21 protein-coding genes are annotated in these 24,665 nt (G+C 67.4%); 4 read left to right on the forward strand and 17 right to left on the reverse strand.

The features are described 5' to 3' along the window. Positions 1-52: 52 nt before the first annotated feature. From murC to VH571_RS06070, 12 genes are all read right to left on the reverse strand, one after another. Complete coding sequence (gene murC / locus VH571_RS06015; RefSeq protein ID WP_423263730.1) at positions 53-1,471, reverse strand: UDP-N-acetylmuramate--L-alanine ligase; 1,419 nt, start codon at positions 1,469-1,471, stop codon at positions 53-55. Further along, positions 1,468-2,568, reverse strand: coding sequence for a UDP-N-acetylglucosamine--N-acetylmuramyl-(pentapeptide) pyrophosphoryl-undecaprenol N-acetylglucosamine transferase (locus VH571_RS06020; protein WP_423263731.1), 1,101 nt, complete (start codon positions 2,566-2,568; stop codon positions 1,468-1,470). Before VH571_RS06020 ends, murC begins: the two co-directional genes overlap by 4 nt. Next, positions 2,565-3,851 carry a putative lipid II flippase FtsW gene (ftsW, locus tag VH571_RS06025; protein ID WP_084815844.1) on the reverse strand — a complete coding sequence of 429 codons (1,287 nt, stop codon included), beginning with the start codon at positions 3,849-3,851 and terminating at the stop codon, positions 2,565-2,567. The genes VH571_RS06020 and ftsW overlap by 4 nt, the downstream gene beginning before the upstream one ends. Next, positions 3,808-5,370 carry a UDP-N-acetylmuramoyl-L-alanine--D-glutamate ligase gene (gene murD, locus VH571_RS06030; RefSeq protein ID WP_423263732.1) on the reverse strand — a complete coding sequence of 521 codons (1,563 nt, stop codon included), beginning with the start codon at positions 5,368-5,370 and terminating at the stop codon, positions 3,808-3,810. Before murD ends, ftsW begins: the two co-directional genes overlap by 44 nt. After that, the gene (gene mraY / locus VH571_RS06035) at positions 5,370-6,461 is read right to left on the reverse strand and encodes a phospho-N-acetylmuramoyl-pentapeptide-transferase (protein WP_423263733.1); all 1,092 of its coding nucleotides are present in this window, start codon (positions 6,459-6,461) and stop codon (positions 5,370-5,372) included. The genes murD and mraY overlap by 1 nt, the downstream gene beginning before the upstream one ends. Continuing rightward, the gene (locus VH571_RS06040) at positions 6,458-7,876 is read right to left on the reverse strand and encodes a UDP-N-acetylmuramoyl-tripeptide--D-alanyl-D-alanine ligase (RefSeq protein ID WP_423263734.1); all 1,419 of its coding nucleotides are present in this window, start codon (positions 7,874-7,876) and stop codon (positions 6,458-6,460) included. Before VH571_RS06040 ends, mraY begins: the two co-directional genes overlap by 4 nt. Beyond that, positions 7,873-9,435, reverse strand: a complete 1,563-nt coding sequence (locus VH571_RS06045) for a Mur ligase family protein (protein ID WP_423263735.1) — start codon at positions 9,433-9,435, stop codon at positions 7,873-7,875. The genes VH571_RS06040 and VH571_RS06045 overlap by 4 nt, the downstream gene beginning before the upstream one ends. Before the next feature lie 66 nt (positions 9,436-9,501). Further along, a complete protein-coding gene (locus VH571_RS06050) occupies positions 9,502-11,283 on the reverse strand; it encodes a peptidoglycan D,D-transpeptidase FtsI family protein (protein ID WP_423263736.1) in 1,782 nt (593 codons plus the stop codon). A gap of 82 nt (positions 11,284-11,365) precedes the next feature. After that, positions 11,366-11,998 (reverse strand): hypothetical protein, encoded by a 633-nt coding sequence (locus tag VH571_RS06055; protein WP_055957516.1) that lies wholly within the window; start codon positions 11,996-11,998, stop codon positions 11,366-11,368. Beyond that, positions 11,995-12,948 (reverse strand): 16S rRNA (cytosine(1402)-N(4))-methyltransferase RsmH, encoded by a 954-nt coding sequence (rsmH, locus tag VH571_RS06060; RefSeq protein WP_423263738.1) that lies wholly within the window; start codon positions 12,946-12,948, stop codon positions 11,995-11,997. Before rsmH ends, VH571_RS06055 begins: the two co-directional genes overlap by 4 nt. 101 nt (positions 12,949-13,049) lie before the next feature. After that, positions 13,050-13,481, reverse strand: coding sequence for a division/cell wall cluster transcriptional repressor MraZ (mraZ, locus tag VH571_RS06065; protein ID WP_123943673.1), 432 nt, complete (start codon positions 13,479-13,481; stop codon positions 13,050-13,052). A 317-nt stretch (positions 13,482-13,798) separates the two neighbouring features. Beyond that, positions 13,799-14,200 (reverse strand): DUF3040 domain-containing protein, encoded by a 402-nt coding sequence (locus tag VH571_RS06070; protein ID WP_423263739.1) that lies wholly within the window; start codon positions 14,198-14,200, stop codon positions 13,799-13,801. 143 nt (positions 14,201-14,343) lie between these two features. Between VH571_RS06070 and VH571_RS06075 the strand changes: the two genes are divergently transcribed. After that, the gene (locus VH571_RS06075; RefSeq protein WP_423263740.1) at positions 14,344-15,465 is read left to right on the forward strand and encodes a polyprenyl synthetase family protein; all 1,122 of its coding nucleotides are present in this window, start codon (positions 14,344-14,346) and stop codon (positions 15,463-15,465) included. Between the two features lie 104 nt (positions 15,466-15,569). Here VH571_RS06075 and VH571_RS06080 read toward each other — a convergent pair whose 3' ends face one another. Further along, the gene (locus VH571_RS06080) at positions 15,570-15,926 is read right to left on the reverse strand and encodes an Rv2175c family DNA-binding protein (protein ID WP_255410126.1); all 357 of its coding nucleotides are present in this window, start codon (positions 15,924-15,926) and stop codon (positions 15,570-15,572) included. Positions 15,927-16,097: 171 nt separating this feature from the next. Here VH571_RS06080 and VH571_RS06085 point away from each other — a divergent pair, with 171 nt between their 5' ends. Continuing rightward, positions 16,098-17,423 carry a LysM peptidoglycan-binding domain-containing protein gene (locus tag VH571_RS06085; RefSeq protein WP_423263741.1) on the forward strand — a complete coding sequence of 442 codons (1,326 nt, stop codon included), beginning with the start codon at positions 16,098-16,100 and terminating at the stop codon, positions 17,421-17,423. A gap of 78 nt (positions 17,424-17,501) precedes the next feature. Continuing rightward, complete coding sequence (gene pknB / locus VH571_RS06090; RefSeq protein WP_423263742.1) at positions 17,502-19,478, forward strand: Stk1 family PASTA domain-containing Ser/Thr kinase; 1,977 nt, start codon at positions 17,502-17,504, stop codon at positions 19,476-19,478. Positions 19,479-19,624: 146 nt separating this feature from the next. Here pknB and VH571_RS06095 read toward each other — a convergent pair whose 3' ends face one another. The 3 genes from VH571_RS06095 to VH571_RS06105 form a co-directional block, all read right to left on the reverse strand. After that, positions 19,625-20,959: a class II 3-deoxy-7-phosphoheptulonate synthase gene (locus tag VH571_RS06095; protein WP_055957497.1), complete on the reverse strand. Its 1,335-nt coding sequence runs from the start codon at positions 20,957-20,959 to the stop codon at positions 19,625-19,627. Between the two features lie 98 nt (positions 20,960-21,057). Next, a complete protein-coding gene (locus tag VH571_RS06100) occupies positions 21,058-21,747 on the reverse strand; it encodes a lysophospholipid acyltransferase family protein (protein WP_055957495.1) in 690 nt (229 codons plus the stop codon). A 47-nt stretch (positions 21,748-21,794) separates the two neighbouring features. Further along, entirely contained in the window at positions 21,795-22,760 is a 966-nt protein-coding gene (locus VH571_RS06105) for an ROK family glucokinase (protein WP_423263743.1), read from the reverse strand. 128 nt (positions 22,761-22,888) lie between these two features. Here VH571_RS06105 and VH571_RS06110 point away from each other — a divergent pair, with 128 nt between their 5' ends. Continuing rightward, the gene (locus VH571_RS06110; RefSeq protein ID WP_423263744.1) at positions 22,889-24,097 is read left to right on the forward strand and encodes an AMP-binding protein; all 1,209 of its coding nucleotides are present in this window, start codon (positions 22,889-22,891) and stop codon (positions 24,095-24,097) included. Positions 24,098-24,137: 40 nt separating this feature from the next. Here the strand turns inward: VH571_RS06110 and VH571_RS06115 are convergent, their stop codons facing one another. Further along, entirely contained in the window at positions 24,138-24,629 is a 492-nt protein-coding gene (locus VH571_RS06115; protein ID WP_055957485.1) for a peptide deformylase, read from the reverse strand. Between the last annotated feature and the right edge of the window lie 36 nt (positions 24,630-24,665).

A 24,665-nucleotide genomic window follows, 5' to 3' on the forward strand; every position in this document is an offset into this window, starting at 1 on the left:
CCGGTCGAACCCCTCGGGACGCTTCACCGCAGCACCGGCGAGGATGCCAGCGTCACGAACGGGCTTCCGTCGACGCGGGAGTGATCGCCTCCAGGCTCGCGAGGAGCTGCGGCACGATTCGGTACACGTCGCCGCACCCCAGCGTGATGACGAAGTCGCCGTCGCGGGCGATCTCGGCCACACGGTCGGCCGCGCTCTGCCAGTCGGGGACGAAGTCGGCGTGTGCGGGATCCTGGAAGCGTTCGGTCACGAGAGCACCGGTCACACCCGGCTCGGGGTCTTCGCGGGCACCGTAGACGTCGAGCACGACCGTGTGGTCGGCGAGGGTCTCGTACGCCTCGGCGAACTCGCCGGCCATCATGCGGGTGCGGCTGTAGAGGTGCGGCTGGTGGACGGCGATGAGACGGCCGTCGCCGACAACGCTGCGGGCGGCCTGCAGCGCAGCCGCGACCTCGGTGGGGTGGTGGGCGTAGTCGTCGTAGACGCTGACACCGCGGACGGTGCCGTGAAGCTCGAAGCGGCGCTGGGTGCCGCCGAAGATCTCGAGCCCCGAGATGGCTTCTTCGGGCGTGAGTCCGAGACCCACGAGGACGGCGTAGGCGCCGGCGGCGTTCAACGCGTTGTGATGACCCGGCACACTGAGCTGAACGCGTCGGTCGACGCCGTCGTGCCCGAGCGTGAAGGCGACCGGGCCGGAAGAGGTGACGTCGGTCACACGCACGTCAGACCCCTCGGCGCGCCCGAACGTGACTACGTGGGCATGGTCGAGCTTCGCAGTGACCGCGACCGCTCCGGCGTCGTCGCTGGAGATGACGACGGATTCACTCGCCGCCGCGGCGAACGTCACGAAGGCCTCGTCGAATGCCTCCCGCGAGCCGTAGTGGTCGAGGTGGTCGGCGTCGACGTTCGTGATGAGGGCGATGGACGTGTCGTAGAGAAGGAACGACCCGTCGGATTCGTCGGCCTCGATCACGAAGAGGTCGTCGGAGCCGCCCTTCGCGCTCACGCCGAGCGACTGGATGACACCGCCATTGACGAAGCTCGGGTCGCGACCTGCCTCGAGCAGCGCCGTGATGATCATGCCGGTGGAGGTCGTCTTGCCGTGGGCGCCGGCGACCGAGACGAGCCGCTGCCCCGAGATGAGCCAGGCGAGGGCCTGCGAGCGGTGCAGAACGGGGAGCCCTTTTGCCAGAGCGAGCTGGTATTCGGGGTTGTCCTGCCAGAGGGCACCCGTGACGACGAGGGTGTCGGCGTCTCCGACGTTCTCCGCAGCGTGGCCGATGGCGATTCGAGCCCCGAGCGCGCGGAGGGCCTCGACGTTGGCGCTCTCGCGCGAATCGGAGCCCGAGACGGGGATCCCGGCCGCGAGGAAGACGCGGGCGATCCCGCTCATTCCCGAGCCGCCGATGCCGACGAAGTGCGCTCGGCCGATGGTCTCGGGAAGAGGCTGGGTGAGGTCGGGCTTGATCATGCGCCTGCGATTCGTGAGGGAGTGGATGCCGGTGTCGCCTCGAGGACGAGATCGACGGTGCGGTCGGCTCCGTCGCGGACTCCGACCGAAGCGGCTCGGGCTGCCATGTCGGCGATGCGCGACCGGTCGAGAAGGAGCGGAACGAGATCGCGTCGCACCCAGGTGGGCGTGAAGTCGGCGTCGCGGACGAGGACGGCGCCGCCGGCCTCGACGACGTCGGTGGCGTTGAAGCGCTGCTCGCCGTTGCCGACCGGATAGGGAATCAGCACGGCGGGAAGGCCGAGAGCGGTGAGCTCGGAGACGGTGGCGGATCCTGACCGTGACACGACGAAGTCGGCCGCGGCGAGGGCGAGATCCATCCGGTCGCAGTACTTGAGCAGGTGGTAGTTGCCGAGCGACGTCGACGTCAGCTCGGACTTCTCCCCCGTGATGTGCAAGATCTGCCAGCCCGACCCGATGACGACCTCGGCCGATCGCGAGAGAGTCTCGTTGAGCTTGCGCGCTCCCGTCGAGCCGCCGGTCACGAGCAGCGTCGGCAGGTGCGGATCGAGGCCGAAGAACTGCAGAGCCTCGTTCTTCACCGCTCCCCGGTCGAGATTCTCGATCTCATCGCGGAGGGGCATGCCGACCTGGCGGGAGTTCCGCAGCTTGGTCGACGCGAAGACGACGCCGACGTACTTCGTGAAGAACGCACCGAGAACGTTCGCGATGCCGGGTTTGGCGTTGGCCTCGTGGACGACGATCGGCACGCCGTTACGCCTCGCGGCGAGATAGGCGGGAGCGGCCGCGTAGCCGCCGAATCCGACGACCACGTCGACCGAGTGCTTTTTGAGGATCCGCCGCACGCCGCCGATCGAGCCGAGGATCTTGGCGGGAAAACGCAGCGCCGCACCGTTCAACCGCCGGGGAAAGGGCAGACGCGGAACCGTGAGCAGTTCATAGCCCCGAGCCGGCACGAGGCGGGCTTCGAGACCCTCCGCGGTGCCGAGCACCAGGATGGTCGCGCCGGGGTCACGCTGGCGAAGCCGGTCGGCCGTTGCGAGAAGGGGGTTCACATGCCCGGCGGTGCCGCCGCCGGCGAGGAGGTACGTCGTCACCGGAGAGACCCTACCGTCTCGGCGGAGACGCGAACTGGCGTCTCGTCACCCGGTCGACGGTGAAGGAACGACAGGATGACACCGATCGCGACCAGCACGAAGATGAGCGACGAACCACCAGCGCTGATGAGTGGGAGAGGCACCCCGAGCACCGGGAGAAGGCCCAGGACGACCGCGATGTTGACGAGGGCCTGACCGATGATCCAGGTCATGATGCCGCCGGTGACGATACGGACGAAGGCGTCGTCGGAGCGGCGCAGCACCTTGATGAACGAGACGGCGAGAACGATGAAGAGGCCGAGTACGACGCACGCGCCGATGAGGCCGAGCTCTTCGCCGACGATCGCGAAGATGAAGTCGTTGTCTGCCTCGGGCAGCCACGACCACTTCGCCTTCGAGTTGCCGAGACCGACCCCGAAGACACCGCCCGATGCCAGCGCCCAGAGGCCGTGCGTCGTCTGCCAGCAGGTCGACTGGTACGCCTCTTCTGAGCTGCAGCCGGAGAGCCACGCGGCGATGCGATCGGTACGGGAACTCGCTGTGGCCGTGATCACCGGGATGGCGACGGCGAGGAGTGCGAGCGGGACGAGGAAGAACCGGAGCTTGACTCCGGCGATGAAGACGGCGACCGCCACCAGCATGAGCAAGATCAGGGTGGTGCCGAGGTCGCCGCCCTTGAGCACAAGGGCCAGGGCGATCCCGACGACCGGGACCAGCGGCACGAGCAGCTCTTTCCACTCGCCGAGCTTGCGCTCTTTCTTCACCAGGATCATCCCGATCCAGATGGTGAGGGCGAGCTTGAGGAACTCCGACGGCTGGGCGCTGAACGAACCGAGTCGAATCCAGTTGCGGTTTCCGCCCACCTCGACGCCGAGAGGCGTGAACACCAGCAGCTGCAGGAACATCGACGCGACGAGCAGGTGCCAGGCGTAGCGCTGCCAGGCCCAGACGGGCACCCGCGACACCACGAGCATCAGCGGGATACCGATCGCGGCGAAGATGCCCTGGCGCAGGAAGGCGCCGAAGAAGTCGTGCGTCTCGACGTACTGCTCGACGCTCGATGACGACAGCACCATTACGAGGCCGAAGATGGCGAGGAAGAGGGCCGTGCCGAGGATCACGAAGAACGCGGTCGACTCGGCGGCGAAGAGGCGCCGGACGGCGACGAGAGCCGCCCCGGGCGTCTGGTCGGGTTCGGCCGTGCGGGATCCTTCGCCTGCTGCTTTTCGGGCCGCGCGCTCAGCCCGCAGTCGGCGCGGGAGGCTGGATGGGGTGGTCACCATCGGTGTCTCCTGCCAGGTGGTCGTGGACGGCCCGGGCGAATGCCTCACCGCGGGCGCCGTAGTCGGCGAATTGGTCGAACGATGCCGCAGCCGGGGCGAGCAGGACGGTGTCTCCTGACTCGGCCACCGATGCCGCAAACGTCACGGCACGAGGCATCACTCGTTCAGTGTCGGGCTCGTCGACCTCGAAGACGGGTATGCCGGGCGCGTGTCGCGCGAAGGCCTCCCTGAGGATTTGCCGGTCGGCTCCGATCAGCACGGCAACCTTGACGGCGCGGGACACCTCGTCGACGAGCGGGGCGACATCGACACCCTTGAAGAGGCCGCCGACGATCCAGACGACGCTGCCCGCCGCCGACAGTGATGCTTTGGCCGCATGCGGGTTGGTCGCCTTGGAGTCGTCGATCCAGGTGATGCCGGAGCGGGACGCGACGACCTCGGAGCGGTGGTGGTCGGCTCGGAACGCGGCGGCGGCGAGATGGATGGCGTCGGGGGCGACCCCCAGGGCGCGAGCGAGCGCGGCAGCGGCCAAGACGTCTTCGACGAGGTGGTCGGCGCCGAGGCCCGACGCCGCGAGCGTGTCGAGCGTGGTCAGCTCGAGCGCCCGGTGGGCCCGGTGGTCCAAGAACGCACGGTCGACGAGAAGGTCTTCGACGACGCCGAAGTCGCCAACGGGCGGGGTCGACAGGCCGAAGCCGATGGCGCGGCACCCGTCTTCGACGTCGGCTTCTTGCACCAGCAGTCGAGTTGCGACGTCAGCCCGGTTGTAGACGCAGGCGACGACCGTGTTCGCGTAGACCCGGCCCTTCGCTCGGCGATACGCGTCTGCTCCGCCGTGCCACTCGAGGTGGTCGTCTTCGATGTTGAGGCAGACGCTCGCGATCGGGTGGAGCGCACCCGGCCCCTCGATCGGCAGGTAGTGCAGCTGATGGCTCGAGAGCTCGACCGCGAAGACATCGAACCCCTCGGGCTCACGGACGGCGTCGAGCACCGGCAGCCCGATGTTGCCGCAGGCGGCGACGCTCCGGTCGTCGGCGGCGATCATGGCGGCCGTGAGCTGGGTCGTCGTCGTCTTGCCGTTGGTGCCGGTGATCAGCACCCAGTCGGCGGGCCGACCGGTCTTCGCCCCCAGCACCTTGTCGCGCACTCGCCACGCCAGCTCGACATCGCCCCAGACGGCCGCTCTACTCGACAGGGCCCAGACGACCAGCGGGTGATGCGGCGCGAAGCCGGGACTGACGACGACCACGTCGGCGTCGAACTGGATGAGCTCGAGCGGAGGATCCGACAGGTCTTTCTGCGTCACCAACCGCACGCCGATCACGGGCAGCAGCTGCGCTTGATCGGACGAGTCGTTGGGCGCGACGACCAGCACCTCGGCTCCGAGCTCGGCCAGCGTGTCAGCGGACGAGAAGCCGGAGACCCCGAGGCCGAGCACCGCGACGCGGAGGCCCTTCCAGTCGGCGTGCCAGCTCGTGAGAGCGGCGAGGCGGTCGGCCAGGGGTGTCGTATCGGGCATCAGACCCTGCTGATCCATTCGAGGTAGAAGGTGCCGACGCCGGCTGCGACGAAGAGACCGCCGATGATCCAGAAACGGACCACGACTGTCACCTCGGCCCACCCTTTGAGCTCGAAGTGATGGTGCAGCGGGCTCATCAGGAAGATGCGTTTGCCGTGGGTCAGCTTGAAGTAGATCCGCTGGAGGATCACGGAGCCGGTCACGACGAGGAACAGGCCGCCGATGAGCACGAGGAGGAGCTCGGTGCGGCTGAGGATGGCGAGAGCAGCGAGTGCCCCGCCGAGACCGAGCGAACCGGTGTCGCCCAGGAAGATCTGCGCGGGCGACGTGTTCCACCAGAGGAAGCCGATGAGGCCTCCCGAGATGCAGGCGGCGACCACGGCGAGATCGAGGGGATTCGTCGTGGTGTAGCAGGCGCTCTGCACCGCCTGAGCGCTCGTGCAGAGCTGGTTGTTCTGCCAGAAGCCGATAAAGATGTACGAGCCGATCGCGAGGATCGAGGCGCCCGTCGCGAGACCGTCGAGCCCATCGGCCACGTTCACGCCGTTCGAGGCCGACGCCGTGATCATGACGACCCAGATGCAGAAGAGGATCGCTCCGATCAGCGACCCGGCGAACGCCAGGTCGAGCCAGGGAATGTCGCGGACACCCGAGATGAAGGTCGATGCGGGCGTCTGGCCGTTGCGCCCCTTGATCATCAGCGCGAGCACGGCGAAGATGACCGCCACGACGACCTGACCCAGGATCTTTGCCCAGCCGGTCAGCCCGAGACTGCGCTGGTTGCGCACCTTGGTGAAGTCGTCGAGGAACCCGACGAAACCGAGACCGACCATCATCAGCAGCACGAGGAGCCCACTCGAGGTGAGGCGGTCTCCGCCGACGAGGTGCCCGATGAAGTAGCCGAGCACCGTGCCGAGGATCAGGACGATCCCGCCCATCGTGGCGGTGCCCCGCTTCGTGTGGTGCGACTGCGGGCCGTCGCTGCGAATGAACTGGCCCCACCCCAGGTGGTGGAACAACCGGATGAAGAGCGGCGTGAGCAGCAGGGTGAAGATCAGCGACACCGAGCCGCCGACGAGAAGAGCGATCATGCCGTCACCCCCGCGAGGCGGTCGCCGAGGAATCGGAGACCGGCCGACTTCGACGACTTGACGAGCACGACGTCTCCTTCGCGCTGGTCGGCGCGAAGAGCCTCGTAGGCGGCGTCGATGTCGGGCACGAGCGTCGATTCGCCGCTCCACGAGCCCTCGAGACCCGCGGCCATGTGAACGTGCCGCGCGGCGTCGCCGACGACGACGAGCTTGTGGATGTTGAGGCGCACGATGAGTCGGCCGATCCGGTCGTGCTCCTCTTGCGCGTACTCGCCGAGTTCGGCCATCTCGCCGATGACGGCGACCGACCGCTGATCGGGGCCGACGATCTGCGCGAGCGTCTTGAGCGCGGCCGCGACGGAGTCGGGGCTGGCGTTGTACGCGTCGTTGATAACGGTGATGCCGGGGCCCCCGTCGAGGACCTCCATGCGCCAGCGCTCCGCACGGGTGACTCCCTCGAGCACGGTGGCGGCCCGGTCGACGTCGAGACCCCATTCGCCGGTGACGGCAAGGGCGGCCAGGGCGTTCATGACGTGGTGCTCGCCCAGAATTCTGAGGGTCACGTTCTTCGTCAGGCCGGGGGCGTTCAGGATGAAAGCCGTGCCCTCAGCGGTGACGTCGATGTCGGAGGCGCGGTACTCGGCCGAGTCGCCGAATCCGAACGAGACGACGCGGGCCCGGGTGAGGTCGGCCATGGCCGCGACCCGGAAGTCGTCGGTGTTGAGGATCGCGGTCGCGGTGCCCGGCAGGTCGGTGACCATCTCGGACTTCGCCTTCTGCGTCGCCTCGATTCCGCCGAACTCACCGGCGTGAGCGAGGCCCACCTTCAAGACCACTCCCGTGTCGGGGCGGGCGATCGCGACGAGGCGAGCGATTTCGCCCGCGCCGGAGGCACCCATCTCGACCACGAGGAAGCGAGTGTCGTAGTCGACGCGCAGCATGGAGATCGGGGCGCCGACGTGGTTGTTGAACGACCCCTCCGGCGCCACCGTGGGGCCGAGGTCGGACAGGATGGCCCGCAGCATGTTCTTGGTCGACGTCTTGCCGTTCGATCCGGTCACTCCGACCACGCGAAGGGGCTCGGTCGGGGTCTTGGCGTCGCGCACCTTCTGTACGACCGCGGTGGCAAGGGCCGACAGCGCGGCCACTCCGTCGTCGACGAGGATCCGAGGCACCAGCGCTTCGACCTCGCCCTCCGAGATCACAAGGGCTGCGCCGTTCTCGACCGCCTGCGGCACGAAGAGGCGGCCGTCGGTGGTCTCGCCGGGCAGCGCGAAGAAGATCGACCCCGGAGTGACGAGGCGCGAATCGGTTTCGACCGAGCCGTCGACGATGAGCTGATCGGTTGTCTCGGGCGTGAGAGCCAGGGTGCCACCCACGATGGCGTGGATCTCGGCAAGGGTCAGAGCGATCACTCGGCCCACCCCGCTTCGCGGAGGGCGTCGCGCGCCTCGTCGCGAGCCGAGTAGGGCGTACGCACGCCCTGGATGTCGCGGTAATCCTGGTGGCCGGGGCCGGCCCAGAGAATCGAGTCGCCCTCCCCCGCCATCGCGACGGCCCGGCGGATGGCCGCCTCCGGGGGGCTCACCTCGTGGATCTCGTGATCGGGGTACGCCTCGCGAGCCGCGGTGACGAGCGTGGTGCGGATCGACGCCGCGTCTTCGAAACGGGGGTGGTGATCGGTGACGACCAGGATGTCGGATCCTTCTGCCGCGACCCGAGCCATCTCGGGCCGCTTCGTGGTGTCGCGGTCGCCGTCGGCGCCGAACAGCATGATGACTTTGCCGGGGGTGAACCGGCGGACGGCGGCGAGCGTGTTCAGGAACGCATCGGGGCTGTGACCGAAGTCGACGAAGACGCTCGGGCCGCGGTCGCCGGAGACTCGCTCGGTGCGACCCGGAAGGTACGCGACGATGCCGCCGTCTTCGTCGAGCGACTGGCCGATGGCCTCGAGCTCGAAGCCCGCTTCGACCATCATGACGATGGCGAGGGCGGCGTCGGCCGCCATGTGCCAGCCGATCATGGGCACCCGGGTGACGAGCGAGCGGCCCTCGGGCCCACTCAGACGGAACTCCGTGTAGGCCGCCTGCTCATCGAGCAGTTCGATGGTCCAGTCGGCGTCGCGGTGCTCATCGGTGCCCGCGGGCTTGATGGTGATCGTGGTGACCGGGATCCGGCACGCCTCGACCACGCGCTGCCCGTAGGGCGAGTCGAGCGAGACGACGGCGCGCTTGGCGCGATCCGGCTGGAAGAGGGGCAGCTTCGCCTGGAAGTACTCCTCCATGTCGGCGTAGTCGTCGAGGTGGTCGTGGCTGAGATTGGTGAAGCCGGCGACGTCGAAGACGAGGCCGTCGACGCGGTGTCGACTGAGGGCCTGGGCGCTCACCTCGACGGCAACGGCTCGCACCTCGCTCTCACGCATCCGGGCGAGGAGCGCATGCATCTCGCTCGCCTCGGGGGTCGTGAGACGGGAGACGACGGTGAGGTCTCCGATGTGGCGCTCGGCAGTCGACGAGAGTCCGGTGACGAGGCCCATCTGCTTGAGGATGCCCTCGAGCAGGTACGACGTCGAGGTCTTGCCGTTGGTGCCGGTGACGGCGAAGAGGAGCGGCGTCTGCTCGGCGGTGCGGTAGACCCAGGCCGACACGTCGCCGAGGGCTGCACGAGGCGAGTCGACGAGCACGACGGGCAGGCCGGACCCGCTGGCGAGCTCGGCTCCACGGGCGTCGGTCATCAGTGCGACGGCTCCGCCCTCGCGGGCCTTCTCCGCGAACTCGGCGCCGTGGCGGTGAGCGCCGGGCACTCCGACGTAGAGGTCGCCGGGGTGGAGATCGCCGGTCGACAGTGTGACGCCGGTGATCTCGATGCCGTCGAGCGAGCCGATGTGCTCGAGTCCGAATTCGCTGGCCAGTTGGCCGAGCGACCTCGCCGAGGGATGTTCCGGTCGAAGAACCGGGGGGATCCGGGCACTCAAAGAATCCTCATTTCTTGCCTGGTCATATGTCGGAACGGGTGGAAGGGCAACGGGTCGGGTCGCTTCTCACCACGTATCGGGAAGGTTCGTCGCCGGGGTGGTCGACGGCTTGACTCGATAGTTCTCGAGGACCTGGGACATTATCTCGCGGAAGGCGGGTGCCGCCGCGAACGAAGTCTTCAGCGTAGTCGGCTTCGTGAAGGTGACGAGCACGACGTACTGCGGGTTCTCGGCGGGTGCGATACCCGCGACGGAGATGATGTAGTCGCTTCCGTAGCCACCACCGGGTGCGTCGGCGATTTGAGCCGTTCCCGTCTTGGCGGCGACGTTGTAGCCCGAGATCGGTGTCATCCCTGCGAGGGTTCCTTCGGGAATGGTGTTTTCGAGCATGTCGACGACGTCGTCCGCCGCCTTCTCCGAGACGACGCGGGTGCCCTTGGCGCTCGGCGTGTCGGTGACCGTGCCGTCGCTCTGCTTGCATCCCTTGACCAGGGTGACCGGCATGCGCACACCGCCGTTCGCCAGGGTCTGATAGGCACTGGCGATCTGGATGGCGCTCGTGCCGATTCCCTGACCGAACATCGAGTTGATGTTGGTCTGGCTGTCCCAGCTGCTCGGCGTTCCGAGCTGTCCGACGGACTCGCCGTTGAACTTGACCTCGCTCTTCGAGCCGAAGCCGAACTTCTTCAGATAGTCGTAGCGGGTCTGCTTGGAGAGTCTCTCGCCGACCTGGGTGATGCCCACGTTCGACGAGTTCGCCAGAATTCCGGCGAGAGTCAACTGCTCGGTGTCGTGGAACTCGGCGTCGGCGATGCGGCCGCCCCACGGGAAGGTGCGGCTGTACGGCACCGTCTCCTGCGTGGCCGGAGTCGCGACGCCCTGGTCAATAGCGGCGGCCGCGATCAGCGACTTGACGGTCGAGCCGGGCTCATACGAGTCGGTGAACGCCTTCGATCCGAGGTTCGATGTCGACGACCCGTCGACGTTGTTCGGGTCGACGCTGTCTGAGTCGGCCACGGCCAGAAGGGATCCGTCAGACACCTTCATCACGATCGCCGTTCCCGATGTGGCACCGATTGCCTTGACCTGCTCGGCGAGATCCTGCTGCACCTGGTACTGCAGGTACTCGTCGATGGTGGTCTCCAGCACACCCCCGTCGACTGCCTTCTTCGTCGTCACCGTGCTGCCGGGCAGCTTGACGTTGTCGAGACCCCGCTCGTAGGTCTCGGAGCCGTTCGTCCCTGCGAGGCACTTGTTGTACTCCAACTCGAGCCCGGCCTGAGCACCGTCGGTGCCCATGAAGCCCGTCAGATTACCGGCGACGGCCCCATTCGGATAGGTGCGAGCCGTGGTCCGCTTCGGGTAGATCCACGAAATGCCGAGCTTCTGGATCTTCTCGTAGGCGTCGACGTCGACGCTCCCGACGAGTTTCGCGTAGACGCTCTTTTTGTCGGCGGTCAGCGTCTTCACGATGTCAGAGGCCTTGGCACCCGTGGCAGCCGCGATCTGATCGGCGGTCTGCGAGAGCGTGTATGTGACCGACTTGCCGCCGACCGTGGTCTTGTAGCCCTTCTGGGCATAGGCCGGAACAGCCGTGATGTCGTAGCGCACGACGGTCTTGGCCAGCACCTTGCCGTTCGTGTCGACGATCGACCCGCGATCGCCATAGAGGATCGTCGGCACCGAGCGTTTGCCGAGACTCTGCTTGTTGAGCGTCGATGCCTGCACGACCTGGATGTCGACGAGTCGCACCACGAACACCGCCACGAGGGCGAAGATGACGATCGCAGCGATGGTCGTCCGGTGTCGACGATGCCGTGTAGCGGGTGTTGGCCTGGCTGATCTCACGAGAGGTTCCTCACCGCGGCCGCCGACTGGCGGAGCCGCACATCTGGGTCACATGCGAGCCGGTGCTTCAGGCCGCGTGTCGCTAGCGGGTCTCGGGAGCCGCGAGCTGATTCGTGGGCGACGCTACCGAGTCGCCGGTCGACTTCGAGGCTGCCGCGCCCGAAGTCGCCGAAGTAGAAGCTGTGGATGTGCCCGACTCCTTCTTCGACGAGGTCTTGTCGGTGGCCTTCTTCGTGACGACCGGTACGCCGTCGAGCAGGCTGTTCGTGATCAGGTTGTCGGAGGTCGCCTTGTCGCTCGCGGCCGGAGTCGGCGTTCCGTAGACGTGGTCGTTCGAGAGGTCGAGGTACACCGGGTTCTGGTTGCGCACCATTCCGAGCGCCGTGGCGTTATTCGCGATGTTCTGGGGCGACGACAGCACGCCGAGCTTCTCGGAGTACTTCTGCTGGGTGCGGGCCAGTGACGTCTGCTCGCCCTGCAGCGAGGAGATCTGATAGGCACCGCGGCTCAGCGCGATGCTCAGCCCGAGCTGGGTGAGCAACAGCACGAACAGCGCCGCAGTCGCGATCAGCGCGTAGACGAGGCGTGGGCGCGACTGACGCTGCGACCTCGACGTGACGATCTCGATGAGCCGGCGCCGCGGCCCGAGATCGGAGAGGACGTCGTGCTCGTCACGTTCGTCGTCGAGGTGCGCGAGGGCGAGGTTCGTGCTCATACGTGTCTCCGGATTCGCTCGGCCGCGCGGAGGCGGACGGGGGTCGCTCGGGGGTTGAGGTCTTTCTCCGCATCGGAGGCCAGTTCGGCTCCGCGGACGAGCAGGGAGAACTCGGGCCGGTGCTCGGGGAGTTCGACGGGCAGACCGGCCGGTGCCGTCGATTTCGATCGCGCCGCCAGCTCGCGCTTGACCAGGCGGTCTTCGAGCGACTGGTACGACAGCACGACGATGCGACCGCCCACACCGATGCGGTCGAGTGCGGTCGGAAGTGCCGACTCGAGGGACGCCAGCTCGGCGTTGACCTCCACCCGAAGGGCCTGGAACACCCTCTTGGCGGGGTGGCCGGCTCGGCTCAGGGCGGCGGGAGTGGCCTCTTGAAGCAGGTCGACGAGTTCGCCGCTGCGCACGAGAGGCTTTTGCTCACGGCGCTCGACGATGAAGCGCGCGTACCGCGGGGCGAGCTTCTCCTCGCCGTACTGATAGAAGATGCGCCGTAGCTCCGCCTCGGAGTAGGTCGCGAGAACAGTCTCGGCGGTGACGCCCTGAGTGGGATCCATCCGCATGTCGAGGGGGGCGTCTTTCGAATACGAGAACCCGCGGTCTACGCGGTCGAGTTGGAGCGACGAGACGCCGAGGTCGAACAGGACGCCCTCCACCTCGTCGATGCCGAGGTCGTCGAGAGCACGGCCAATGCCGTCGTATTCGGTGTGAACGAGCTTCGCCCGCTCGCCGAACGCGGCAAGTCGCTCCCCCGCCAACGCCAGGGCCTCGGTGTCGCGATCGAGCCCGACAAGCGTGAGGCCCGGAAAGCGCGTGAGCATTGCGTGTGAGTGGCCGCCCATTCCAAGCGTCGTGTCGACGACAACGGCACCGGGCTTTTCGAGGGCCGGGGCGAGCAGGTCGAGCGATCGCTCGAGAAGCACGGGGGTGTGGATTTGTTCATCTGCCATGGTGACCGGCTCTGGATCCTTAGGCCCTGATCCCCATCCATCCCACCTGGCACCGGGGAAGGTGTGCCAGGGGTGGACGGCTGGGAGTCAGGGCCGAAGGGTCAGAAGACGCCGGGGATCACCTCCTCCGTGGTGTCGGAGAAGTGCGCTTCTTGCTCGGTGTAGTAGGCGTTCCAGGCCTCGGTGGCCCAGATCTCAGCCCGATTGCCCGCGCCGATCACCGTGAGGTCGCGGCCGAGGCCGGCGTACTCGCGGAGGTTCGCCGGGATCGTCACGCGGTGCTGCTTATCGGGGATCTCGTCGGAGGCACCCGAGAGGAACAGCCGCAGGTAGTCGCGCGCCTGCTTGCTCGTGATCGGCGCCTTGCGGATCTGCGTGTGAACGTCTTCGAACTCGCGCTGGCTGAACACGTAGACGCAGCGCTCCTGCCCGCGCGTCATGACCAGGCCTGAGGCCAGCTCGTCGCGGTACTTGGCAGGAAGGATGATGCGGCCTTTCTCGTCGAGACGGGGCGCATAGGTGCCGAGGAACATGCCACCACCCCCACTCGCCCGCCGTTTCCTCCACTTTACTCCACGCTCCCCCACCAATTCGAGTGTTTGCCCCAAAGAGGGGGTTTTTGGGAATAAAGAAGCCCACGAATACAAGGATCCGCGGGGTGGAGGAAAAGGGAGCGTTTTTGGCTCAAATGGGAGGTTTCGCCGCGTGAAATGGCGCGTTCGACGGTGTCTCGCCGCATTTTTGGCACATACGGCCATCTCGCGGCCATAGATGGAGAGCCTGAGGGCACAAAAAAAGAGCCGACCCGAAGGTCGGCTCTCTTTATCGAACTGGTGTTACGCGGACTCGCTCAGCGCTCGTCAGGGTTCTGGCGGCGCTCCCACCGCTGGTTGAGGCGGTCCATCATGCTTCCGCCCGAGGACCCTTTGGCACGACCGGATCCACCGGTGGAGGACGGGGGAGGAACCGGGGCGGGGCCGAGGTTTCCGCGGCGACGCGGCGGGGCGATCGCGAAGAGCGCGCCCGCGAGGAGGAGAACGAAACCGGCGACGCCGATGAGAGGCTGACGGAAGGCGACACCGGCGACGATGACGGCGATACCTGCGAGAGCCCCAAGGATTCCGACGACGACCAGCGTGTAAGTGGGGCGCCCTCGCCGCGAGTTCATGGTGGTGACGAAATCGGAGTCGTTGTTATAGAGGCTTCGCTCCATCTCTTCGAGCAGCCGCTGCTCCTGTTCGGAAAGAGGCATCTTGGTTCCCTTCAAAAGCTGTGCCCACTCACTAGAAGGGAGGGAACGGATTCCGCCTTCTGCGGTGGTCGGCTACGCCTGAGATTCACGCGTACCGACTAACTACGAATCTTACGACCGCCCCCTGTGGTTAGGCTAGGCGCGTGGCTGAGAGTACGCGGTTAGTAGACGTCGTTCAAGAGCGGATCGACACCTTCCTCGAGGGGCAGCGACCGCATCTCGCCGCCATCGGATCCGACCTCGACCCGCTTGCCCGATTCTCGGCTGACCTCCTCCACGGCGGTAAGCGCTTCCGGGCCCTCTTCTGTTACTGGGGCTGGCAGTCCGTCGCGGGTCTTGACACTGCAGACGACCCCCTCGCCCCCGCCCCCGGCGCAGACCGCCTGGCCACGGTCATCACCGCGTCGGCCGGCTTGGAGTTCTTCCACGCTGCCGCCCTGGTTCACGACGACATCATGGACAACTCCGATACCCGTCGCGGCCGCCCGGCCGCGCATCGACGTTTCGAATCACTGCACCGCGACGAATCCTGGCTTGGCGACGCCGCCTCCTTCGGAACCAACTCGGCACTCCTCTTCGGCGATCTGCTCCTCTCCTGGAGCGACGAGCTCGTCTCCGACGCATTTGACTCGCTTCCCTCCCGCGACGCCGCGAAGGCCGCGCGGCGCGAGTTCAACCGCATGCGCACCGAGGTCACTGCGGGCCAGTACCTCGACATCCTCGAAGAGAGCGCGTGGCGGAGCGTTGACGACGAGATGCTCCTGGGCCGCGCGCAGCGGGTCATCGTCTACAAGTCGGCTAAGTACTCGATCGAGGCGCCCCTCACCATCGGCGCGGCCATGGCGGGCGGAACACCCGACCAGCTCGAGGCCCTCCGCCACTTCGGACTCCCTCTCGGCATCGCCTACCAGCTCCGCGACGATCTCCTCGGCGTCTTCGGCGACCCGTCCGTCACCGGAAAACCCGCGGGCGACGATCTGCGCGAAGGAAAGCGCACGGTGCTGATAGCGACCGCTCGCGAGAACCTGCCGCCGAGCGCCGTCCGGCTTCTCGACGAGCTCCTGGGCGACGCCGAGCTCGACGACGACCAGATCGCGATGCTCCAGGCGACGATTCGCGAGTCGGGGGCCGTCGACGCGATCGAGGAGTCGATTGCCGACCAGGTGTCGAAGGCGAGGCAGGCCATCGACGCCGCTCCGCTCGCGCCGAGCGCCCGGGCCCAGCTGTCGCAGCTGGCCGAGACGGTGACGGCTCGTACGGCGTAGCGCCCGGATCCTGAGCTGTCGTTTCTTCAGCACGACCACGGGACGGGCTGTGCATCGGGCGAAGCCCGGCTGCCAATCCTTCTCAGCGGCGCTGACCTACGCCTTTACAGCAACGACTGCGCGACGCGCCGCACCTCAGCCTTGCGCCCCGCCTGCAGCGCGGCGACGGGCGACGTGCCGAGCGATTCTTCGTCGGAGAGCATCCAGTCGAGCGATTCGTCGTCGCTGAAGTGGTTGTCGTGGAGCACGGTCAGGGTGCCGCGGAGTTCGTGCATCGGCTCGCCGTCGACGATGAACAGCGCCGGGATCTTGCGGACTCCGTCGACGTAGGCAGCTACGAGCACCCGCTCGTCGAGCATGCGTCGCACGCGGCTCGCGGTCGTGCCGAGTCGGTCTGCGGCGTCGGGCAGGGTCAACCAGGTGATGTCGGAGAACCAGGGGCGCGTCGAGATGTCTGTCACTCGATAACTGTGCCACGGACTGCGTCGCGTGTCGTACTCCCCCGGTTTGGGGCCTCGATCACTCCAGTCACACCAGCCTCGTTAATTGACTTGCCTATACATGTGTGCCAGCGTTGACCTTCGACGACACGCCGACCCGGCCGACCGGCACCGCCACGATCAGGGGATCACATGACCGAGCACGACCTTCCCGTCAACCGCAGCGCCGCCTACCGCATCGGTCGCGGCATGCTGGGCACGGTTCCGATCGTGATCGCCTCGTCGATGGTGATCAGCGCGAACCTGACCGGCCCCCTCTTTCTGCACGACCAGGCTCAGCCGCAGCCCAAGAAGCCCGGTATCAGCCCGGCGCCCAAGACCACGATCGACCTCGGCGCCGTCGAGCACGAGCGAGCCGCGGTCGAGCTGACCGCCGTCACGAGCGACGCCACCATTGAGACCGCCTCGGCTCCGACGACCTACCGGGTGAAGACCGGAGACACCGTCTCGGCCATCGCCGGTCGCTACGGCCTGTCGACCGCCTCGGTTCTGGCTCTCAACGGCCTCAGCTGGAAGTCGACGATCTTCCCCGGCCAGACCCTGCACCTCTCGTCGAAGGCGCCGGCGAAGGCGCCGGCCAAGTCCACCGCCAAGCCCGCCTCCTCGACCGGAACGGCGTCGACCCACACCGTCGTACGCGGCGACACCCTGTCCGCCATCGCGAGCCGCCACGGGGTCTCGACGCAGGCGCTCCTGAAGGCCAACGGCCTCGGGCTGACGAGCATCATCTACCCCGGTCAGAAGATCAGGATCCCCGGGTCCTCGGGTACCGCCTCGCCCGTGGCGAGCTCCGGGTCGTCGGCATCCGGCGGCTCGGCATCGTCGCCGTCGAGTGCGTCCTCTTACGTGATCAAGTCGGGCGACACCCTCTCGTCGATCGCGAAGAAGCACTCCACCACGGTCGAGAAGCTGCTGAAGGCGAACGGTCTGAGCTGGACCAGCACGATCTACGCGGGAAAGAAGCTCACCATCCCCGGGCGCGGAGGCAGCGTCGCCCCGGCTTCGAGCTCGCCCGCCAAGCCCATCGCCTCGAGCGGCTCGGTCTCGGCCTCGGCGCTCGACGCCGAACAGCGCGGAAACGCCCGCACGATCATCTCGGTCGGTCGCTCCCTCGGAGTGAGCGACTACGGCATCGTGATTGCACTCTCGGCCGCCGCGCAGGAGTCGAGCCTGTACAACCTGAATCGCGGAGACCGCGACTCCGTCGGGCTGTTCCAGCAGCGCCCGAGCATAGGGTGGGGTTCGCGCGCCAAGCTGCTCGACACGGCCCACGCGACGCGACTCTTTTTCGGCGGAGCTCACAACCCCAACGCGGGCAAAACCTCCGGCCTCCTCGACGTGAGCGGCTGGTCTCGCATGACCGTCACGCAGGCCGCCCAGGCCGTCCAGATCTCGGCCTACCCCACCGCGTACGCCAAGTGGGAGCGCTCTGCGCGCCTGTGGCTCGCCACTCTCTAGTCGACAGGTCGATAACGGTTTGCGCCGATCCGGTGAGCCTCTGCTCTCTCCCGGCGTGGCGTCCGTAACATTCCTCGGGTGAGTGCCAATCAAACCGACCCGATGATCGGACGTCTTATCGACGGTCGATACCAGGTCCGCTCACGCATCGCCCGCGGCGGGATGGCGACGGTCTATCTCGCCTCCGACCTGCGGCTCGAACGGCCCGTCGCCGTCAAGATCATGCACGGCCATCTCGCCGACGACGAGAACTTCAAAGAGCGGTTCATCCAGGAGGCACGCTCCGCCGCGCGTCTGGCGCACCCCAACGTCGTGAACGTCTACGACCAGGGGCAAGACGACGAGTCCGCCTACATCGTGATGGAGTACCTGCCGGGCATCACCCTCCGTGAGCTCCTCCACGACCACAAGGTCCTCACGCCCGAGCAGGCCACCGACATCCTCGAGGCCGTCCTCGCCGGTCTGGCTGCCGCCCACCGCTCCGGTATCGTCCACCGCGACCTCAAGCCCGAGAACGTGCTCCTCGCCGACGACGGCCGCATCAAGATCGGCGACTTTGGTCTGGCTCGGGCCGCCTCGGCCAACACCGCCACCGGTGCGGCCCTGCTCGGCACGATCGCCTACCTCTCCCCCGAGCTCGTCACCCGCGGCATCGCCGACACCCGCAGCGACATCTACGCTCTCGGCATCATGCTCTACGAGATGCTCACCGGCGAGCAGCCGTACAAGGGCGACCAGCCCATGCAGATCGCCTATCAGCACGCGAACGACACCGTGCCGATGCCGAGTGCAGTCAACCCCCGCGTTCCCGCCGAGCTCGACGAGCTCGTCCTCTGGGCGACGGCCCGCGACCCTGATCAACGACCGCGCGACGCCCGCGCCATGCTCGACCACCTGTTCGAGCTGCAGCGCGGCGGGGTCGAGCCCGGTGCCACCGCGATCAACCGCACGATGGTGCTGCCGCCGGCCATGGCTCCCGTGGGCCCGTCGGGGCGCGACGCCGCAGGCCAGGGGCCGACCGGTGACACGCAGATCCTCTCGGGCGCGCGTCACCGCACCGGGCCGGTTCTCCCGGCGGGTTCGTCGAACGCCGACGCGCTGTCGCGGAAGGCCACTGCCCGCCGCAAGCGCGGCGTGGTGTGGCTCGTCATCCTGCTCGTACTCGCCCTCGGCGCGGGAGGAACGGCGTGGTGGTTCAGCACGGGCCCGGGCGCTCATGCCTCGGTGCCCTCGATCTCGGATGCAAGCGTCGCGAATGCGACGTCCGTGCTCGAGAGTCGCGGATTCACCGTCGCGAAGACGCGTGCCAAAACCTACGACGCCGTCATCCCCTCGGGCAAAGTCACCGGCACGAAGCCACGCGGTGGGGCGGTCGTCGGCAAGGGCTCGACGGTGACTCTCATCGTCTCGCAGGGGCCACGCTCGCTTCCGCTTCCCGACGTCGTCGGCTCGTCCGAGAGCGCAGCGAAGTCGAAACTCTCCTCGTCGTTCACCCTCCAGCAGTCGAACCATCGATTCGATGCGGCCGCAAAAGGCACCGTCCTGGCCATCTCAGGAAAGAACTCGGCGGGAGCGACGGTAGATCTGGGATCCGCGTCCACGTATCGAGAGAAACGACCGATCACGCTCACGGTGTCTCTCGGACCCGTGCCCGACGTGAGCGGCAAGGCCTTCTCTGACGCCATAGCGACCCTCAGCGAAGTGGGCCTGAAAGGTGTCGAGACGTCGAGCGAATACAGCGACAGCGTCTCGCAGGGCCTCGTGATCCGGCAGGGGATGGCCGGCGACGGCCCGGTCGTCGAGGGTGCGACCGTCAACCTGGTCGTCTCGAAGGGGCCGATGCCGATCGAGGTGCCGAACGTCTCGGGCAAGACCCTGCGAAGCGCCCAGACCGAACTCGAAGGGCTCGGCCTGATCGCGTCGTACCCGACCTGCACCAACATCCTCTGCGCCGTGATCGACTGGAAGTCGACGCTGAAAGTGTCGTCGATGGAGCCGGGTGCCGGCACCACAGCGTTCAAGGGCGACACCGTCAAGCTCAGCTACAACCAGTAGGCATAGCGCCACCGGCGGGCTTAGCGCCACCGGGCAGTCGCCGTAGCCCCCGGGGCTGCGGCGCCGGATGCGCCGAAAGTGCCCAGGTAGTCGCTGACCCGCAGGGACAGTGACCACCTGGGCACTTTCGGTAGTGCCGACTAGGACTATTCGGCTGCGGCCGACAGTTCTTCGGCGACCAGGAACGCGAGTTCGAGCGACTGCATGTGGTTGAGTCGCGGATCGCAGAGGCTCTCGTAGCGCGTTGCGAGGGTGGCCTCGTCGATGTGCTCCGACCCGCCCAGGCACTCGGTGACGTCGTCGCCCGTGAGCTCGATGTGGATGCCGCCCGGGTGGGTGCCGGCCGCACGGTGCGCCTCGAAGAACCCCTTGACCTCGTCGACGATCTCTTCGAAGCGACGCGTCTTGTAGCCCGACGGAGTCGTCATTCCGTTGCCGTGCATCGGGTCGGAAACCCAGAGCGGCGTGGCGTCGGCCGCCTTGATCGCCTCGAGGAGCGGGGGCAACGACTCGCGAATCTTTCCGGCGCCCATCCGCGTGATGAAGGTGAGGCGCCCCGGCTCACGCTCGGGGTCGAGCTTGTCGATCAGACGCAGCATGTCGTCGGGCGTCGTGGTGGGGCCGAGCTTGACGCCGATCGGGTTGCGGACGCGCGACAGGAAGTCGACGTGAGCACCGTCGAGGTCTCGGGTGCGCTCGCCGATCCACTGGAAGTGCGACGACAGTGCGTAGGGCGCGCCCGTCCGCGAGTCGATGCGCGTCATGGGCCGCTCGTAGTCCATCAGGAGCGCCTCGTGGCAGGTGTAGAACTCGGTGCGCCGCATCTCGTCGAAGTCGGCACCGGCCGCCTCCATGAACCGGACGGCCTTGTCGATCTCGTGCGCGAGGTGCTCGTACATCGAGTTGGCCGGGTTCGACGCGAAACCCTTGTTCCAGGAGTGCACCTGACGGAGGTCGGCGAAACCGCCCTGCGTGAAGGCGCGGATGAGGTTCAGGGTCGAGGCACTCGTGTGGTAGCCACGGACGAGGCGAGCAGGATCCGGCTGCCGCGACTCGGGCGTGAAGTCGTAGCCATTGATGATGTCGCCCCGGTAGGCCGGAAGCGTCACGCCGTCACGGGTCTCGAAATTGCTCGACCGGGGCTTGGCAAACTGACCGGCCATGCGGCCCATCTTGATGACCGGCACGCTCGCGCCGTAGGTCAGGACGACGGCCATCTGCAGGATCGTCTTGACCCGGTTGCGGATGTTGTCGGCGGTCGCACCGGCGAAGGTCTCGGCGCAGTCACCGCCCTGCAACAGGAAGGCGCGACCAGCGGCGGCATCGGCAAGCCGATCTCGCAGGGTGTCGACCTCTCCGGCGAAGACGAGCGGAGGGTACGTGGCGATCTCGGCGGAGGCCGCCTCGACCGCGGACGGGTCGGCCCACTCCGGCTGCTGCTTGATGGGGAGGGTGCGCCAATAATCCAGTCCGGCGATCACATCGGGATCAGCAGAAATAACTGGGTAATCGGTCTGGAGCACTGTGTCCTCATCGCGTGACGGAAGGTCGGCGATCGATCGATCGCGACCCTGGGAGCCTATCGCGAAAGGGCGGCTCGCCTCTCTTTGACCGACGAGGCGTAGACGTCGGCGTACTCCTGGCCGGAGAGGACGTTGAGCTCGTACATGATCTCGTCGGTGATCGACCGGAGGATGAACCGGTCGCCCTCGAGACCCTCAAACCGGCTGAAGTCGAGGGGCTCGCCGAACACGACGCCGATGCGGTGCAGGTGCGGCCGCTTGGATCCGGTGATCATGACCTTCTGAGTGTCGATCATCGCTACGGGGATCACCCGGACCCGACCCTCGAGGATCATCCGCGCGACTCCCGTGCGTCCGCGGTAGAGCCGCCCGTCGGGGCTCCTGGTGCCCTCGGGATAGATGCCGAGCTGCTCGCCCCGAGCCAGCACTGCGAGCCCGGTGTTCAGGGATGCCTCGGAGGCCTTGCCACCGGACCGGTCGATCGAGAGTTGGCCGGTCGCGTTGAAGAAGAGGCGCGTGGCCATGCCTCGAATGCCGCGTCCCGTGAAGTAGTCGCTCTTCGCGAGGAACGAGAGCCGACGCTCGAGCACGAGCGGCAGGAAGATCGAGTCGACAAACGAGAGGTGGTTGCTCGCAAAAATCACCGGGCCCGACTCGGGAACGTTCTCTTTGCCGACGACCCAGGGCCGGAAGACCGAAAGCAGGATGGGCCGAAACAAGAACGTCTTCATGATCCAGTAGAACAACGGCGTCTCCTCCTGCCCGAACGGTCGAAGTCTATCGGGAGCGCCGGTTAGAGCGCGGCGACGTGGAGACGGGCCAGGTCGGCTGCCCCGACGACCCCGGCATCGTTGACGAGCTCGGCGATCACGAAGTCGGGCTCGGGATGGAAGCCGCGGGCCGGCAGGTGCGCTTCGTAGGCCTCTCGGATCGGGGCCAGCAACAGCTCGCCCGATTGTGCGACGCCGCCGCCGAAGACGAACAGCTGAGGGTCGAGGATGACGCTCAGCGAGGCCGCCGCCTGCCCGAGCCAGGAGCCGAGCTCGCGGAGAGCCTCGAGGGCGCCCGCGTCTCCGGCACTCATCAGCCCGGCGACGTCGTGCCCGGTCAGCACGCCGTTCTTTGCGCGGATGTCGGCCAGAGCTTTGCCTGCGGCACCCCCGCGATCGGCGACCTCGCCGGCCATCCGGAGCAGGGCGCGGCCCGAACCGTACTGCTCGATGCAACCGCGAGCACCGCAGCCGCACAGGATGCCCCCGGGGACGATGCGCATATGCCCGAGCTCGCCCCCCGTGCCGAAGCCTCCGCGAAGGAGGCGGTCCTGGGTGACGATTGCGCCGCCGACGCCCGTGCCGATGGTCAGCATGGTCATGTCGCTCACGAGGCGCCCGGCGCCGAAACGGAACTCCGCCCAGCCGGCCGCGTTGGCGTCGTTGTCGATCGTGATGTGCAGGTCGAGCTGGTCGTTGAGGCGCGCTCGAAGCGGCTCGTTCCGCCACGGGATGTTCGGCGTGTAGTAGACGGTCGACTGAGCGGCGTCGATGAAGCCGGGCGCCGCCACCCCGGCGGCGACGACCTCGCCACCCGACGCCGGAGCTGCGTCCTGCAGCTCGCGGATCATCGACACGACCGCCGAGACGATGGACTCGGAATCTCCGGCGGGAGTCGGAACCCTCCGCTCGGCGACGATGTCACCGAGTTCGGTGACCACGCCCCCCGCGATCTTGGTTCCGCCGATGTCGATTCCGATGGCCTGCACGAGCAGACACTCTACCTCCGAGCGCCACGGCGACCCGTTCGCGGACCGCGGGGCTTGCGCCGGACACGTTCCGGTCACCCCCTTCGGTACAGTGAGTCGACCCGTCACCGACCCGGGAGGAGCCACCGGTGGAGCATCACGAGACAGCAGCCGAAACCGCAGCCGCCGGAACGCTGACGCACCTTCTCTTCGAGACGGCCGAGCAGGATCCTTCGGCTCGGCTCTTCTCGATCCCCGACTCGTTCGGCGGCTGGTTCGACCTGACCGGTGCCGAGTTCGTGCTCCGGGTGCGGGCTCTGGCGAAGGGCTTCTTGGCGGCCGAACTCCAGGTGGGCGACACCGTCGCGGTGCTCTGCTCGAACCGCTACGAGACGACCCTCATCGACTTCGCCGCGGCCGCGATCGGTGTCTCGGTCCTCCCGCTCGAGCCGGAGTCCGAGCAGGCCGAACTGGTCGCCACCCTCGAGAGCAGCCGAGCCCGAGCCGTGATCGTCGAGTCGGTGCGCGACTTCGCCCGGGTCGACGAGATCCAGGGCGACCTCCCGCTCGTCTCCGACGTCTGGCAGGTCGGCCTCGCCGACCTCGACAAGCTCGCCGACCTCGGTCGCACGGTCGCCGACGAGATCCTCGACGGGAGAATCCTGATGGTCACGCCCGACACCGCTGCGGCGCTCGTCCGCGACGACGATCGACTCATGGCCGTCAGCCACTCGACGATCCTCACGCGAGTGGCCGACCTCGCAGTCGCCCTCGATGGGCTCGGCGCCGTTGATGCAGACGACTCCGGGATCCTGCAGATCCTCGCTCCGACCGACCCGTTCGCGCGTCTGACGGCGACTCTCGCGGTGGCCACGTCTACCCGGCTCGGTCATCTCGCGCTCGGTCACGAGCTGATCGCCTCGCTGGCCTCGTTCCGCCCCACGCTTCTCGTCGCCCACCCCGGCACCTACGTCGAGATCGAGACGGCGACGTACGAGCGCGCCGACCAGGCCGGTCGGGGCCCCGCGCTCCGGCAGGCGCTCGACGTCGCGATCGAGTACGCCGACGCCAATGCCGAGGGCTCGGCGTCACGCGGGCTCAAAACGCGCTACGCCGTGGCCGACACACTCGTGCTGCGGGGCCTCCGCAAGACCGTCGGCGGACGCATTCGTGCCGCCGTCGTGATCGGCGGGCCCATCGGCAGTGATCCGCTGCTGCCTCAGCCGCTCCGCAGGGTCATCCGGGGTCTCGACGTCGTGCCACTCGAGGTGACTCTCGTGGGCGAGAGCCTCGTCGTCGTGAAGGCGCAAGACGCCGATGAGGACGACGGGTCTTCTCCCGAGCCCGACGAGGCCTGAGCCGTTCGCGGCGTGCTTCGGGCAGGTGCGGTCAGCCCGATCAGAACCAGTCGGACTCGCGGATCTGACGCATCGCATCGCGCTTGATCTCGGGGTCGAGGCCCATCACGTAGAGCTTTCCGTCGAGGTGGTCGGTCTCGTGCTGTAGCGCCTGAGCCATCAGCCCTTCGCCCTCGAGCACGACCGGGTTGCCGTCGAGGTCGACCCCCTCGACTCGCGCCCACGGGTATCGACGGCGCGGAAAGTAGAAGTCGGGCACCGAGAGGCAGCCCTCGTCGACCAGATCGGCCTCGCCTCGCACCTCGACGAGCACCGGGTTCAGCACGTAACCGATCTCACCGTCGACGTTGTAGCTGAAGGCGCGGAGTCCGACTCCGATCTGGCAGGCGGCGACCCCGGCGCGGCCGGGCACGGTCACGGTGTCGATCAGGTCTTTCACGAGGCCGGCGAGCCCGGGGTCATCGAGCTTGACCGGGTCGGAGGGCGAGCGGAGGATCGGGTCGCCGAAGAGGCGGATGGGGCGGTCGGTCACTGCAGAATTCTCCTGGTGCTGGGCGAGCGGGTGCTG

Source organism: Frondihabitans sp. 4ASC-45 (genome assembly GCF_049472575.1).
GTDB lineage: Bacteria > Actinomycetota > Actinomycetes > Actinomycetales > Microbacteriaceae > Frondihabitans.

Bases quoted from the DNA above. Each gene is read 5' to 3' on its own strand.
- murC (WP_423263730.1), bottom strand. From the start codon at position 1,471: ATGATCAAGCCCGACCTCACCCAGCCTCTTCCCGAGACCATCGGCCGA.
- ftsW (WP_084815844.1), bottom strand. From the start codon at position 3,851: ATGGTGACCACCCCATCCAGCCTCCCGCGCCGACTGCGGGCTGAGCGC.
- murD (WP_423263732.1), bottom strand. From the start codon at position 5,370: ATGCCCGATACGACACCCCTGGCCGACCGCCTCGCCGCTCTCACGAGC.
- mraY (WP_423263733.1), bottom strand. From the start codon at position 6,461: ATGATCGCTCTTCTCGTCGGCGGCTCGGTGTCGCTGATCTTCACCCTG.
- VH571_RS06055 (WP_055957516.1), bottom strand. From the start codon at position 11,998: ATGAGCACGAACCTCGCCCTCGCGCACCTCGACGACGAACGTGACGAG.
- rsmH (WP_423263738.1), bottom strand. From the start codon at position 12,948: ATGGCAGATGAACAAATCCACACCCCCGTGCTTCTCGAGCGATCGCTC.
- mraZ (WP_123943673.1), bottom strand. From the start codon at position 13,481: ATGTTCCTCGGCACCTATGCGCCCCGTCTCGACGAGAAAGGCCGCATC.
- VH571_RS06070 (WP_423263739.1), bottom strand. From the start codon at position 14,200: ATGCCTCTTTCCGAACAGGAGCAGCGGCTGCTCGAAGAGATGGAGCGA.
- VH571_RS06085 (WP_423263741.1), top strand. From the start codon at position 16,098: ATGACCGAGCACGACCTTCCCGTCAACCGCAGCGCCGCCTACCGCATC.